We start from the raw sequence: 15,633 nt of genomic DNA, 5'->3' as shown, positions 1-15,633 counted from the left end.
CGCTACTGTTTTCATCTAATTGAACTAGTTCGCACCCTTACTCTTCAACGACTCGATAAATATTTTCGTTCTGTTCGCTTTCAAATAATAATTCGGTAGTAGGCAAAATAATTTCATTATCAACAATAATATGCTCAATTCGTTGGCTTAGTTTTAAAGATTCATTTTCATGTTCCACTAAATTTTTCTTTAGTTGTGCTTTTGCATCATGAATCTTATCAAACTGATCTTTGATCTTGATATCTATAATGTCCATAAAAATATCCCGTACTCATGAGTAATGATTATTTTTATATCATAATTTTTAAACACTATAATGTTTAACTTGTTAATTTATATAACATTGTGTCCAAGCGTAACTAAAAATTAAAATTCCTTATCATTGAGAGATATACACTCAATTTTTAATTAAGAAGAGATGAAATCAGCTGTATCTTTTAAAGCTTTCACATTCCAACTCTTAAATATTATACAATTCCATTTATTTATAATGCCCTCCGCTCGCCATGCTTGCCCAATTTGATGTTAATTTAGTTGTTCTACTCGTTCTGCTTGTCTGCGGCTTATTAAGTCAAAATGCAGCTGTAACTATTGCAGCAGGTGTATTGATTGTCGTTAAAATCACACCATTAAATGAGTTTTTCCCTTATATTCAAGCTCATGGTCTTAATTTAGGAATTCTTATTTTAACCATTGGCGTACTCACTCCAATTGCCAGTGGGAAACTCAGTGGAGAGAGTATTTTAAAATCCTTTATTAGCGTTAAGTCGCTTATGGCTATCGCAATTGGCCTATTAGTCGCCTGGCTAGGTGGTCGCGGCGTAAAACTAATGTCGAGCCAACCTGACGTAGTTGCAGGTTTACTCATTGGTACAGTTGCTGGCGTCGCCTTACTCCGTGGTGTACCAGTCGGTCCTCTAATTGCAGCAGGCTTACTCTCTTTATTTATTGGCAAATAAAAAATCAACATGAAAAAGGTGCAATAAAGCACCTTTTTAAGACTTAGGCTAAATTATTTTTTAGCCAGAATAATAGGCGTTTCGTTTTAAAGAGAACTTTTCCAACTGCTTTAAAAAGCCTTCAAAATAACTTTTCTCTTTTTCTTCAGTTCGGTAGCCTGCATATAAAGTTCGTCTTAAACCTGTAGGAGAAACACAATCTAAACGACGACTAGTAACCCATCCCTTTTGTTCATATTCATTGACTACCCAATCAGGTAAAGCAGCAATACCTCGTCCACTTGCAACGAGTTGAATAAGCATTTGAGTTAAATCTGTTGTCCGTATTTGTTTAGGCTGAATATTCGCGGGGATGAAAAGTTTAGACATAATATCTAAACGGTGCTTATCAACCGGATAAGTAATTAAAACTTCTTCGGCCAACTCTTGAACTGTAATATTTTCAGCCCGCACCAAAGGGTGAGTATTTGATAAGACTAACCGTGACTCATATTCAAAAATCGGAAAATACTCAATTCCTTTTAATGCAATTGGATCAGCTGTAATCAGTAAATCAAATTCTGCATTTTGTAAGAGTTCATGCGGATTGGCTTCAAAACCTGATGCAAAGTCTAAATCTACATCTGGATATTGCTGGCGATACTGATTTAATAAAGGCATTAACCAATCAAAACAACTATGGCATTCCGATGAAAAAATAATTCTACCTGTCTGTCCATGCACAATGCGTGTGATATCACTATGTGTAATCTGGATTTGTGGTAAAACATCATCAGCCAATTTTAATAAGCGCTGTCCAACATTAGAAAAACTAACAGGTCTACTTCGACGATTAACTACTTCCACCCCGTACCAATGATCTAATTCTTTTAATTGATGGGAAATAGCAGATGGCGTTAAACAAAGGTCATTAGCTGCTGAAACTAATGAACCATGCTCACGTAAAGCAACTAAAGTTTTAAGGTGGCGTATTTCTAACATGGGCCCATGCCTAAAAAACAGATTTATCTATAAATAGAAAAAGCTCATATTTGCTTTTCCATAAAACTTTCGATAAATCTTTATTAATGAATTTTATTCACTTTAACATAAAATTAGTTAGTTTGTCTCAACATGAATTTTATTTCACTATTTTTATTGGCGATGAATTTTTGTTTCTTCAGGATCTAAGAGAAATTAAATTTTTTAATGAGTGAGAAGATTAAAACTAAAAATAGGCCTAATAAAGGCCTATTTTTTAAATACTAAAAACTATTGTGCTAAAACATTTAAGCTAATAATCGTATAGCTCTGATCTTTAGGTTTTAATTTCAAATTTAGAGGAGCTGTTACTTCTACTAAATACTCTCCAGCTTTTGGAAACGTAAGCTCAACTTGACCGTTGCTTTCTGCCTTAAACTGCTGCGCTTGCTTGTCAGTTGCACCCTTTTCTCTTAAATTCACTTCAGCATAAGCTAAAGGTTGTCCTTTTTCAGTTATGGTTAATTTTACAGGTTGAGCAGCTTTAATCTGGTTAGGATGTACAGAGAAACTAACTTTAATCGGTGTATTCGGGAGCTGGATATCTGAAACTTTTCCCTTAGAAAGATAACTTTGTAATGTCCACTCTCGTGTTACTTGCTCTGTTTTAATTGTTTTTGTTTTAAGGTCAGTCGGAATCAAATATTCACGTTCTGCTTTCGGTGGAGCTTTATCAGCTGGCATATCAAAAAATAAATGCCATGCTTTTTGATCATATACATATTTTAAAGGGTAACTCGCCTGAGTTTGAACAATATATGTGCCTTCTTCAGGTAATTCTACATCAAAAAGAGTTGCAGACTTATGCAGAGCTTCTGAGTTGACAGTTTTAAACTCATTTTTAGGGGTGATTACAGTAAGTTTCGCGTCTTTTAAAGCATATTCACTATTTAACGCTTCTTCAGCATAACCAGCAATTACCAGCACTTGGGTTTGTTCTGTTTTATAAGCTACAGGAGCTACATAAGGTTCGTGAGCAAAGCCTGTTGTACATATCAATGCAAGTGACGTCATTAAAAATCTATTCATTATTAAAAAATCCTGTTGTATAAAAAGTTAAAAATTTCAGACAAAATATAAGCGGATACAGTATACATAAATAAAAATAATTCTTATTATCATTAATGGATTTAATTTTACTTTAAAAAGAAATACGTAATCTTTTTCTCAATATTTTAGTTTTTTATTATTCTGTTCTCTTTTCCCTTATACTTCTCTTTTTGTATCTTCCCTTAACTTATTATGGCGTCCTCGCAATCTCCTCTTTCCACACCTCGACATTACTCTCTCTTTTTAGCAATTTTCTCACTCGCTGTAGGTGGTTTTTGTATTGGAACCACTGAATTCGTCGCAATGGGACTAATTCAGGAAATTGCAAATAATTTAAATATTACAGTACCTGAAGCTGGCCACTTTATTAGTGCCTACGCATTGGGTGTGGTTATTGGTGCTCCTATCATCGCTATTCTTGGAGCTAAAGTACCTAGGAAAACTTTATTGCTCGGCTTAATGCTATTTTATGGTGTTGTGAATGCCTGTACTGCTTTAGCTCATACACCTGAAACTGTTTTAGTCTCACGTTTCATTGCAGGTCTACCCCACGGAGCATATTTTGGAGTCGGTGCGTTAGTTGCAGCTGAACTAGCGGGTCCGTCAAGAAGAGCTTCTGCAGTTGCCCAAATGATGATGGGCCTTACAGTGGCAACAGTAATTGGCGTTCCTCTAGCAACTTGGTTAGGCCAAAACTTTGGTTGGAGAGCAGGTTTTGAGTTTTCAGCAACTATTGCTTTCGTCACTTTAATTGCTGTTGGCTTCTTTGTACCCAATATCCCAGTTCAAGCTAGTGCCAGTATAAAAACTGAATTAGCTGGCCTTAAAAATATCAATATGTGGTTAACACTAGCGGTAGGTGCTATCGGTTTTGGAGGCATGTTTTCTGTTTATAGCTATGTCTCTCCAATTTTGACCGAATACACAGAAGTTAATATCCAAATCGTTCCTATCGCTTTAGCTATCTGGGGTATAGGTATGGTTATTGGTGGTTTAGCGGCAGGATGGCTTGCAGATAGGAACCTCAACAAAACTATAGTGGGTGTATTAATTAGCTCAGCTATCGCTTTTGTTGTCGCTAGTTTTTTAATGAGTAATATCTATAGTGCCATCGCATCTTTATTCTTAATTGGTCTCACGGTAATGGGGTTAGGTGGAGCATTACAGACTCGTCTAATGGATGTCGCAGGTGACGCCCAAACTTTAGCTGCCTCACTCAACCACTCTGCATTTAATATGGCCAATGCATTAGGTGCATTTTTAGGGGGCTGGGTACTCAGCCACCAAATGGGTTGGATCGCTCCAATCTGGGTAGGTTTTGTTTTAAGCCTTGGCGGTCTGATTATTTTACTTATCGCATTTGCAGTAGAAAAAGCTAACAAAAAAGCTTAATTAAAGAAAAGGCTAACTTATTACTTCTAATCAGTTAGCTTTCCACCACAGTGCGGGCAATAACATTTTTTCTCTCGGACAGACTCTTCTTCCTCTAATACTTTTTCACGCATAATTTGAATAATCAGGTTATGCGCTTGCTCTTTTGGCAATCCTACTTTTTGACGAACCCGCTCTATTTCAATTTCATCATGTAAAATATCAATACCTCGTGCTTGAAGTAGCTCACGAAACTCTTGCTCTAGTCTCTGATTCCGTTGATTAAGCTCATTGGCAAGTCCAGACGCCAAAATACCAGCAGGCAATGCTGCAATACCCACACCTAAAATAGTAATAAGCGCCCCTAATAACTTTCCTAGGCTAGTTACAGGAGTGACATCGCCATACCCCACTGTAGTTAAGGTAACCACTGCCCACCACATAGATTTAGGTATTGAACTAAAAGCTTCTGGCTGAGCTTTGTTTTCAACCACATAAATTCCAGAAGCAGTCATAATAATCATGATAATTAAAATAAAGATAACTGCTTGAAAAGAGCCCTTCTCACGTTTAATCACGCATAACAATATCTGTAACGAGATAAAATAACGTGTTAATTTTAATAAACGAAGTAAACGTAAAATCCGAAGCATACGAAGATCAATTCGTACAAAGAAATTGAGATAGGCAGGTAAAATTGCCATCAAATCAATAATTGCTTCCCCGCTTTTCACCCAGTTCAAGCGGGTTTTCCATGCGGATTGTGTCGTATCTCGATCTGCAACACTCCATAACCTTAATAAATACTCAATACTAAAAATTGCGATTGAAACATTCTCAAAGTGGTCAAACCAAATACGATAATTTGAGTACAAATCATTTACTGTTTCCAATAAAACAGCAGCAACGTTACCAATAATTAAAATAACTAAAAAATAGTTAATGCATTTACTTACCGTCGTTTCATAGTCATGGTTGTGAAGATTATTATAAAAAAACTTACGTAATCCCTTCCAAGCTGAATTATGCATATTGATCTGACCACTTAATATTGTAGATATAGTAAGCTCATCGCCTCTATTCACCAATATAGTCTTTAATAATTTTTGTTTTACTTACCCCAATATTTAAGCCTTAAATTTTTTCATCAATTCGTGCCTACACATCGAAATTCATTCTCTTCCCACCACATCACATCGTAGATGCCTGGGTGCGATTTTAAGATAATATTTATATAATTTTGCAGCGCCATAATATGATGAGTAATATCAATTTTTCTAAATAGAAACTTTCTTAAAATCGGAGTATTTGGAGAAATAAAAATTGCGAATCCATTACTATATTCTTCATAAACACTAATTCCGAGATACATTGTTATTTCAGCCAAGGGAATCTCAATTTCCCACCCCCAGCTTTCACTATATAACTCTACATTTAAATGATATCTATTCTTTAATATACTAAAAATATATTGTGCAATATCTTCAGTTTTTTGAACTAAAATACCACCTTCATCAGCATAAGTTTTTTGATCATATAATTGATAATCATCAAATTTAAATTCAACAATTGTCTTTAGCATTCTTAAGTTCCCTATATAAAATACTCATATTTTTTTTAATTATTTTCAAGTTCGTTGAAATATTTTAAAACAAAAATCAATTTAATATCTAGAGTAATATTTATTTTTACATTTTCATTAAATAAAATTTGATCTATTTATTATTTTCTAAGTCTAATAATGTACAAAGTCTCATTTAAAATAAAAAGGAGCTGAATAATCAGCTCCTTTTTTGTACTAAATCGACGTATTAAGTCAATTGAGCAGCTTGGATTTTCTTAGTATCAACTTGATCAGCTTCTTTAGTATATTCGCTCATCTTGTCGAAGTTTAAGTATTTGTAGATGTCAGCAGAAGCGCTGTCGATTTGCGACGCGTACTGTTGATATTCTTCTGGGCTTGGTAATTTACCAAGAACCGCAGCTACAGATGCAAGCTCAGCAGACGCTAAGTAAACGTTTGCACCTTGACCTAAACGGTTCGGGAAGTTACGAGTAGAAGTCGATACACAAGTTGTGTTCGGCGCTACACGTGCTTGGTTACCCATACATAATGAACAGCCCGGCATCTCTGTACGTGCACCAGCACGGCCATAGATGTTATACAAGCCTTCTTCCATTAATTGGTGCTCGTCCATACGAGTTGGTGGAGCCAACCATAAACGAGTAGACAATGAACCACCAGGTACTTTGTCAAGTAACTGACCAGCTGCACGGAAGTGACCGATGTTAGTCATACAAGAACCGATGAATACTTCATCAATCTTGTCGCCTTGAACGTCAGAAAGAAGTTTCGCGTCATCTGGATCGTTCGGGCAGCAAAGAATTGGTTCTTTGATGTCAGCTAGATCGATTTCGTAAACTTTTAAGTATTCAGCATCAGCATCAGCTTTTAACAAGCTTGGGTTATCTAACCACTTCTGCATGTTTTCAGCACGACGAGCAAGTGTGCGTGCATCGCCATAACCTTCTGCGATCATCCACTTCAACATAGTGATGTTAGAACGTAGGTATTCAGCAACTTTCTCTTCAGAAAGTGTGATTGAACAGCCTGCAGCTGAACGTTCAGCAGAAGCATCAGAAAGTTCGAATGCTTGCTCAACAGTCAAGTCATTTTCCATTTCTGATAAATCGATCTCGAGGATACGACCAGAGAAGATGTTTTTCTTACCTTTCTTCTCTACAGTTAAATCACCCGCTTGAATTGCGTAGTAAGGAATTGCATGTACAAGGTCACGTAAAGTGATACCAGGTTGCATTTTACCTTTGAACTTAACAAGTACAGATTCAGGCATATCAAGTGGCATAACACCAGTTGCTGCTGCGAATGCAACAAGACCAGAACCCGCTGGGAATGAAATACCGATTGGGAAACGAGTATGTGAGTCACCACCAGTACCTACTGTATCTGGAAGTAACATACGGTTTAACCAAGAGTGGATAATACCGTCACCTGGACGTAAAGATACACCACCACGGTTCATGATGAAGTCAGGTAATGTATGGTGAGTTGTTACATCAACTGGTTTTGGATACGCAGCAGTGTGACAGAAAGACTGCATCACTAAGTCAGATGAGAAGCCCAAGCACGCTAAGTCTTTTAACTCGTCACGAGTCATTGGACCTGTCGTATCTTGAGAACCAACTGTAGTCATTTTAGGTTCACAGTAAGTTCCTGGACGGATACCTTGGCCTTCTGGTAAACCACATGCGCGGCCAACCATTTTTTGAGCTTGAGTGAAACCTTTGCCAGTGTCAGCAGGTTGTACTGGAGTACGGAATAATGTAGAAGGTGCAAGACCTAATTCTTCACGTGCTTTAGCAGTTAAACCACGGCCAATGATCAAGTTAATACGACCACCAGCACGTACTTCGTCTAAAAGTACTGGAGTTTTAAGATCTGCTTCAGAGATTTGTACACCATCTTTAAAAGCAGTTACTTTTGCAGCAGCATGGTCAATTTTCAATACTACTTCGTCGCCCATGTTCATGTTAGCAACGTCGATTTCTACAGGTAATGCACCTGCATCTTCCATAGTATTGAAGAAAATTGGAGCAATCTTAGAACCTAAGCACACACCACCGTCTTTTTTGTTTGGAATGTGTGGAAGTTCATCACCAAAGAACCAAAGAACAGAGTTAGTTGCAGATTTACGGCTTGAACCTGTACCAACAACGTCACCTACGTAAGCAACTTGATTGCCTTTCGCGATAAGTTCTTTAATTTGGCTTAATGGACCAACTTCACCTGGTTTTTCAGGGTTGATACCATCACGCTCGTTTTTCAACATTGCATTTGCGTGTAATGGAATGTCTGGACGGCTCCAAGCATCTTGAGCTGGAGACAAGTCATCAGTGTTTGTTTCACCAGTTACTTTGAACACAGTGATTTTGATTTCTTCTGGAACGTCAGGACGGCTAGTGAACCATTCTGCTTCAGCCCAAGATTGTAAAACAGCTTTAGCAGCTTCATTACCAGCTTTTGCTTTATCTGCTACGTCATGGAATGCATCAAATACAAGAAGTGTTTTCTTTAATGCTTCAGCAGCTAAACCTGCAAGTTCGGCATTATCAAGAAGTTCAACAAGTGGTGCTACGTTATAACCACCCAGCATAGTGCCAAGTAAGTAAACTGCACGTTCTTTAGAAACGAGTGGTGAAGTTGCTTCGCCTTTTGCAATCGCTGCCAAGAATGCTGCCTTTACGTAAGCTGCTTGGTCAACACCTGCAGGAACACGGTTTTCAAGCAAATCTACCAAGAACGCTTCTTCGCCTGCTGGTGGATTTTTTAATAGTTCAACAAGCTGAGCTGTTTGAGCGTCATCAAGTGGCTTCGGTGGGACTCCGAGTGCGGCACGTTCTTCAACGTGTTGGCGGTAAGCTTCTAGCACGGTGTTCATTCCTCTTTTTTTGAAAAATTACTTGCAAATTCCAGCTTTCTTAAAAGCTTCACAAGTAATATGGACTACAAAAGTTTACTAGAGTTCAAGGTAAAAGTTAATGAGCGCGGGGTGTTTCTCCGTGATGCCCATTATTTTGTATCTAAATACCTGTGTCTAAATAATGAGCATATTGGGCTAAATTGAGCTTTTTTTGAACAAAAAGAGCTTCTGCTAGATGAAAATTCAATAATCGCAACCGCAATTAGAACGATTTATATTTTGGCATTTTGTCATGAGGTGTTGCCAAACATTCATCCGTCATTTGCTTTCTAACTTTTTCTTGAATTGCTTGAGGATCTTTTGTCAGTTCTTCTTTTGGAATCGCATAAACTTTTTCAATAATATTAAGAATGAATTTTTTAGTTATCTCATCTTCAATTTTATTTGCATGCTCAACTGCCTGTGTTTTTTCAATTGCTTGCTGACGATCAAAAACAATACTTCTTGCAGCATTTCCTACGCTAGTACAAAAGCCATGCCACTGCTCTTCTGGTGTTAATGGTTTCTTTTCTGAACAACCAACAAAGAGCAAACTCATTGCAATCAATAAAATCTTTTTCATCATTTCACTACACTAATTATTGCTGTCTATATCATACGGAAAATCATCATTTTTGCCAAAACTGCTATAAAAGACCGAGATAACAAAATCTCGGTCTTTTATATTAAGCATTAGAAATGCCAGTTTCATGATTTGGATTAATTAAAGAATTTGATATCCGTAGGTGTTGATATTTTTGCTGCATCACCAGCTGGTTTTAAGGTCCCATTTTTTTCATCAAAACGGAATAAACTTATATTATTACTATAAACATTGGTTACATATAGATATTTACCAGATGCATCGAATGAGAAAGCACGTGGTTCAATACCATTCGCTTTATAAACAACTGGCTTACCTAGCAATCCATTTTGTTGGATTTTAAATACTAAAAGTTTGTTGTCTGCACCTCGATTGGCAGCAATCACATATTTACCATTTGGGCTAAGGATAATTCCACTCGCACTCTTAAATTCAGGTGTTTTGTCCTCATGGATCAGTTTTAGCTCAGCCACTTTTTTCAAATGGCCATCCTGCACGTTAAATGTCACAATCTCACTTCGCATTTCTGCGGTAACATATGCATGTTTTCCATTTGGTGAAAAAACCATATGGCGCGGGCCAGAACCATGAGTAAAAGTCACATCGCGGTTGGTGTCCGCTTCGAGTGGCTGAGCCTTGTTCGGGTTATAACGGAATGCATAGACTTTGTCATTACCAAGATCGCTGGCATATAAATACTTACCATCTGGACTAAAAGTTGTGGAATGAGCATGTCCACTTTCTTGGCGGCCCTTGACGTGACCAGAACCTTCCTCAAAAACAATATTTTGTACTTTTTCACCTAAATGACCGTTTGACAAAATTGGTAAAACAGCCACACCACCTCGCCCTTTATCGAACGCTGAATAGTTCGACACAAACAGGAATTTACCATCTAAACTGATTGTTGCATGTGTTGGATGTCCACCATGACTATCTACTGTGTTCAACACTTCCACCTTTCCGTTTTGAATAGATAATGCAGTCACCGCACCTTCGTTTTCTTCATTTGTGGTATAAGCAAAACGGCCATCTTTCGATTTCACAATCCAAGAAGGACTTTTCATTTTCAACACTTTAACAGGAGTTAAAGTTCCATCCTTATTCACTTGAAGCTGGTACAAACCTTCACTGGCTTGTTTTGGTTTTTGCGCAAGCGGTGCATTAGGAATTGATGTCCATGTTCCTACTAAAGCAATTTGTTGTTGTGCAGCATTTACGGTGGAGCACCATCCAAATGACAAGAGCGTCAATGACAATGTTGCTGTTAATTTTTGAATTAGGCCACGATATTTAACGTTGATATCGTTTTCCTTGCCATTTTTAATTTCAACATAAGTATCTATATTCACTACTATATCCTTGAAAAAACCCACCTTATTTGCATTTATCAACAAGGTATATCAATCTAATTTCATTTAATGTTTCTGAAAACTAATTTATAAAACAGCAATTTTCAAGTGAATTTTCTTTAATCAATACCTATCCAAGGCTTCTTTACTCTTAAGAGAAGCGATACTTTAAATCATAAATACTAAACTTTTTTAAATGTTATGAAGACGTTATTAAATTAAAAGCCCACAATAGTGAGCTCTTAATTCATTCATTATTAGTTTCAACTAACTAAAAGCGCCAGTTGTAGAAAAGATCGATTGCTCTTTCTAGAGATTGACTTGCTTCTAAATATAAACGTCGATTCATTTGATAACGTAAAGTGAGTTTGTTTACAGGAGTAAACACCCCAACACCATAGCGAATAAACAGATCTGGTGTGATATAACCCGTTAAACTCACTTGCGTATCATCACCTGTACCTTGTGCATCTAAAGCTAAACCGCTCAAACCAAACGTACGTCCAATCTGGTTAGTTAAAGCACGTGTACCACCTAAGCCCATACTAATACCTGCAGCTGCGATGGTGTTGTTTACATCAGATTTAAAACCTTCTGCATTACTCAAGCCACTCGAACCTTCATTAATACGACCAGTCACAAGCGCATTCAATGCTTCTTGCTCAGATAAACCTGCATCGTTATAAACCTGAATGTTTGGCGATGTCGCAGTACCTGTAACACGTACGCCAACCATGCTTCCCTGAACATTTTTATTCGCATCGATATCTAAAGTCGGGTTAGCCAATGGTCCATTAAAACGGGCAATTGCTCGGTTCAAGTCTAGACTTTGTCCATAAGCTTCAATTTTCACTTTTTGGCTAACACCAATCGCTCCGTTAGCTCTCATTGCGGTCTCATAGCCACGTTGGCTTAAGTTTAGACGACCAACTAACGGAATATTACTGTTAAAGCCTTGGAAGATCACTTGTTTTCCAATATTAACAGAAATATCAGCTCGAATATCCCAAGGTTTAGCGGCCCGTAAAATTGCAAGTGGATCTTGACCTTGGCGCACGATGCGAACATCTGATGAAGTATTAATAATTGGAGCAGTTGTTTCTGGCATTGAAATACGTGCACGAGGAACATCTACAGATCCTTTTAAGCTTAAACGCTTATCAAAAGGATACATATCAAGTGTCAGATTCGGGTTGGCAATTGCTGTAATTAATGGCGCTTGACGGACCAGTAAATTATCACCTTTCAGATTTAATTGAAGGCGTGGCGCATCTTTCCACTCAAAACTACCTTTAAGCAAGCCTACACCTTGCCCACTATTAAATGCTCCATCAATTGTTGCCATATCCTGACGAATTGATGAATATACCTGCACATTGGTTAGATTTACTGGCAAAGAAATCATGCTAATCGCACCATTTTTCAGACGCATTTCACCAGTAAACTGAGGTTGAGTTAATGTACCGTTGACTTTACCAGCCAAGGCTAACGTTCCACTCATTGAGCGAACATCTTGAATAAATGGTTTCAAGACTTTTAATTGAACATCATTAAAGGCCACTTCACCATGCATTGGCATTGAAGACTGGAATGGGTTGATAATAACGTTCGCGTAGCCCGTACCAATATCTGGTGTTTTCACATCAACACGGAATAACAGACCCTCTGATACACTTTTTGCAATTACCCCTAACTCATCATAAGCCAAAGTCGTTGCAGGATCTTGTGGATCTTCAGCAGCTAAACCGATTTCACCTTTACGCGTAATTAAACGCGCATCAAGTTTTGGATTACCGCCATTTACCCACGATGCCTTAGCGTAACCATTTAATTGTCCAGTCATCGCTAAGCCTTCTGGCATAAATGCCGCGAAGTCGCTTAAATCCATGTTCTGAGTTACAAAAGAAATATTACCTCGTGCTTTACTCACTCGGACAGGCTGATCAAAACAGAGCTGACTATTGGTACTTTGCCAGCAATGTTGGCCCACATATAGCTCAGATTTCGCCGAAGAAAAAATTACTGGAGCATTTTGATTTTGTGCCAGACGAATTCGTCGTGAATCAAAACTTCCTTTCTGGATTTGACCTAACCAATCATTCTTTTGATTAAATCCACCTGCCAACTGAACATAGAACTTGGAAACACTATTATTGCCAAGTACTTTCAATAAATGTGCTTTTCTTGTTCCTGTCAAATTCACTTCAGCAGACTGGATTTCTCTATTTCCGCTACGTAGATTATTTAATTTTGCGGTTAATTGAGTCGGTGTTGTTTCCGATGTTGGAAGCTCACCCTGAATACTCAATCTCTTCACACTTACAAGTGTATTAAAAGCAAAATTATCTACGGCAATATTCGCTGTTGCTTTTAAACGTGGTTGTGATTGAACATTCAAATCACCATAAGCTCGTCCGCGCAGTCCTGGATATAACTCGTAGAGTGCTGGCGCATTCAGCTTAATTTTTAGATTTTGTGCATTGCCAGTAGCTTGTAGCTGGTTCTGTCCATACACTAAAAATAAGTTGTTCGCTTCAAATTGCTGAGGTAAAAAGCCATTTTGATTGGAATCCATCAATAGAGATAGATTACCCTTACCCCGAACAGGTTTATTATTTAAAAAGCCTGCAAGATTCAATTGCTGAATATTAATTCGCTTCAAGTGATCAGACCAAACCCCTTGAGTTTTCAGGTTTCCTGAAATTTCACCTTTAACAGTTGAGGCAAAATATTGAGGCTTAAAGCGTACTAATGAACTATTAATATCCCATGCAATGCGGTCTTTTAAATTGACAGAACCAGTAGCATAGATTTTTCCAGCCACCCCATCATGTTGTAACTGGCTAATTCGAATAAAATCTGGCGTGCCCGCTATAGAAAACTTCAACAAACCATTTGCTTGTTTTAAGGCTTTTAAAGACCCGTCATAATTAACCGCAAAGCCTTTAAAGCCGCCACCAGCTTTAACATCATGAAATAATAATGCTGCTGTACTTTTTCCACCTAAACTTACAGTTTCTTGACCTGCTTGAGCCAATCGACCAGTTAAATCAATTTTCTCAAACTGAATAATTTGCTGGTTTGGTTTAGCGAAACCATTTGCCTTAATCGAACCGTTTAATAGATTGACTGGCGCTGCTGCATGAATACTTTGCGGATTAAAATCTTTTGCATTTAATAAAGCATTCCAAGCCAGCTGACGTTTTTCAGTAGGTAATAAAACTTTAGCCTGACCTGTTAAGCTACCTTTTTCAGCAGCAAAACTAAAATTAGGCACATTTAAGATATTATCTTTAACATTCAGGTTGGCTAGATATTGTCCTGCTGGCAATAGAGTTTTTTCATGCTGATATACTTTTGTAGCAACCTTAATATCTTGTTGACCGTCACGTAATGTTAAATCGACTTGACCATTATCACTACTTAACCATCCAATATAAGGCATTGCACGGTCTATATTCGCCCACGCCACATTCATGAGCATTGGTTGAGGTTTATTATTTTTTTCAGGCGCCTGATTAAGCTTGAGTTTCCAAGACTCATAACGGTCAAAATCAACGTTAGCAAATACTTCTGTGCCTTTTTCCAAAGAACCAGTTGAAGCAATAGCAGCATCTAAACTTGGCGGTAAAAAGTCTTGAACCACCTGAGGAATCGCTTTGTCTTTAGGATTAATGCGATCTAAACGACCTTTGATGTCCCAAGTCACATGATCTTTCCAATTCACCAGACCTTTAAGATTAACGGCACCTTTCATAACTTGGCCATTAAAATCGGTAATATTAAGCTGATGAACTAAATCAGTATTCATTAAAGCGTTGTACTGACCTTCAGGTAAATTCTCACCCTTCAAATCTGTATCAAGTGCCAAATTAAGCTGTTTAATATCACCTTGAAACTTGATCACACCATTTTTTGCAAAAAGTTTTTGTTCTTGTAATAAAGGTAAGTGGTAGTTTTTTAGTAATAATTCACCTTGCATCGGAACTTCATCACGAACAGGATGCAATATTACCCAACCTGTTAATAGATCGGGAGTGGTTGTTGCAACTCCAGCTTTTATAGTATCTAAACTTCCCCGAGCAGCAACTTTAATATTTTGAATATTTAGACTTTTTAAAGATGGGATTCTTAAATCTGCTGTGGCATCTAATGGATATTTACCACTAAAATCCATTTTACCTGTTGCGTTATGGACCGAAAGATAGCCCATATCCATACTAGATTTTTCAAATTCCAGTTTGGTCTCTGACCAAAGTGCATCCTGCAAATGAACGTCATGAAAACTTACATCTGAGGTTGCCAACTTAATTTCTAAATGATCAACATCACCTTCATCTACGCGTAAAACAAAGGGTAACTTGATTGGTTTAAATTCAAACGGTTTACCAGAGGGCGGAGTTTTATTAATAATACGTAAGTTGCGTACATCTGCATGGCTTAAATGCACTTCTTTTTCTAATAATAAAGAACGCCATCCTAAGCCTACATCAGCTCGATCTAATGAAACATCAACGTCTTTTAATTGCACCAACACATTTTTGAGAATAATGCCTCGCAATAAGTTCCCGCCTTCGTATTCATATTTAATTATTTTCTGAGCTTCTAAAACCCGATCTAATAAAAAACGGCTTCCGCGATCCGTTGACATCATGATGACTAACGAAGAAGCCAATAATAACAATATGATCAATATCGTCAGCAAGAAGCTACGCAAAATGCGACGCTTCTTCTTAGGAGAGCTTGGTGCCGAAGTGGGCTGCTGTTCTACTTCCGCCATAAAATAAACCTAATAA

11 protein-coding genes are annotated in these 15,633 nt (G+C 37.6%); 2 read left to right on the top strand and 9 right to left on the bottom strand.

Annotated features, from left to right (window positions below; all coding sequences use genetic code 11):
• Positions 1 to 37 precede the first annotated feature (37 nt).
• A complete protein-coding gene (locus JGE69_RS07900) occupies positions 38 to 256 on the bottom strand; it encodes a hypothetical protein (RefSeq protein ID WP_002122273.1) in 219 nt (72 codons plus the stop codon).
• A gap of 250 nt (positions 257 to 506) precedes the next feature.
• Here JGE69_RS07900 and JGE69_RS07895 point away from each other — a divergent pair, with 250 nt between their 5' ends.
• Complete coding sequence (locus JGE69_RS07895; protein ID WP_002122149.1) at positions 507 to 959, top strand: DUF441 domain-containing protein; 453 nt, start codon at positions 507 to 509, stop codon at positions 957 to 959.
• 60 nt (positions 960 to 1,019) lie between these two features.
• Here JGE69_RS07895 and JGE69_RS07890 read toward each other — a convergent pair whose 3' ends face one another.
• Both JGE69_RS07890 and JGE69_RS07885 read right to left on the bottom strand, forming a co-directional pair.
• A complete protein-coding gene (locus JGE69_RS07890; RefSeq protein WP_002122195.1) occupies positions 1,020 to 1,940 on the bottom strand; it encodes a LysR family transcriptional regulator in 921 nt (306 codons plus the stop codon).
• Positions 1,941 to 2,210: 270 nt separating this feature from the next.
• Positions 2,211 to 3,008 carry a DUF4198 domain-containing protein gene (locus JGE69_RS07885; protein ID WP_199112847.1) on the bottom strand — a complete coding sequence of 266 codons (798 nt, stop codon included), beginning with the start codon at positions 3,006 to 3,008 and terminating at the stop codon, positions 2,211 to 2,213.
• Positions 3,009 to 3,221: 213 nt separating this feature from the next.
• Between JGE69_RS07885 and JGE69_RS07880 the strand changes: the two genes are divergently transcribed.
• Positions 3,222 to 4,421: an MFS transporter gene (locus tag JGE69_RS07880; protein WP_199112848.1), complete on the top strand. Its 1,200-nt coding sequence runs from the start codon at positions 3,222 to 3,224 to the stop codon at positions 4,419 to 4,421.
• Positions 4,422 to 4,447: 26 nt separating this feature from the next.
• Here the strand turns inward: JGE69_RS07880 and JGE69_RS07875 are convergent, their stop codons facing one another.
• The 6 genes from JGE69_RS07875 to JGE69_RS07850 form a co-directional block, all read right to left on the bottom strand.
• Positions 4,448 to 5,431 carry an ion transporter gene (locus JGE69_RS07875; protein ID WP_199112849.1) on the bottom strand — a complete coding sequence of 328 codons (984 nt, stop codon included), beginning with the start codon at positions 5,429 to 5,431 and terminating at the stop codon, positions 4,448 to 4,450.
• A gap of 116 nt (positions 5,432 to 5,547) precedes the next feature.
• Complete coding sequence (locus JGE69_RS07870; RefSeq protein ID WP_199112850.1) at positions 5,548 to 5,982, bottom strand: hypothetical protein; 435 nt, start codon at positions 5,980 to 5,982, stop codon at positions 5,548 to 5,550.
• Between the two features lie 229 nt (positions 5,983 to 6,211).
• A complete protein-coding gene (locus JGE69_RS07865; RefSeq protein WP_005068571.1) occupies positions 6,212 to 8,851 on the bottom strand; it encodes a bifunctional aconitate hydratase 2/2-methylisocitrate dehydratase in 2,640 nt (879 codons plus the stop codon).
• Between the two features lie 253 nt (positions 8,852 to 9,104).
• Positions 9,105 to 9,467 (bottom strand): hypothetical protein, encoded by a 363-nt coding sequence (locus JGE69_RS07860; protein WP_081309626.1) that lies wholly within the window; start codon positions 9,465 to 9,467, stop codon positions 9,105 to 9,107.
• 134 nt (positions 9,468 to 9,601) lie between these two features.
• Positions 9,602 to 10,837, bottom strand: coding sequence for a lactonase family protein (locus JGE69_RS07855; protein WP_199112851.1), 1,236 nt, complete (start codon positions 10,835 to 10,837; stop codon positions 9,602 to 9,604).
• A 271-nt stretch (positions 10,838 to 11,108) separates the two neighbouring features.
• On the bottom strand, positions 11,109 to 15,617 hold the full coding sequence (locus tag JGE69_RS07850) for a translocation/assembly module TamB domain-containing protein (protein WP_199112857.1): 4,509 nt from the start codon (positions 15,615 to 15,617) through the stop codon (positions 11,109 to 11,111).
• Positions 15,618 to 15,633 lie beyond the last annotated feature (16 nt).

Origin of the sequence: Acinetobacter sp. C13 (assembly GCF_016809775.1) — a bacterium.
Classification (GTDB): Bacteria; Pseudomonadota; Gammaproteobacteria; order Pseudomonadales; family Moraxellaceae; genus Acinetobacter; species Acinetobacter pittii.
Note: the sequence above shows the minus strand (reverse complement) of the source record. Positions and strands in the feature narration are given on the sequence as shown.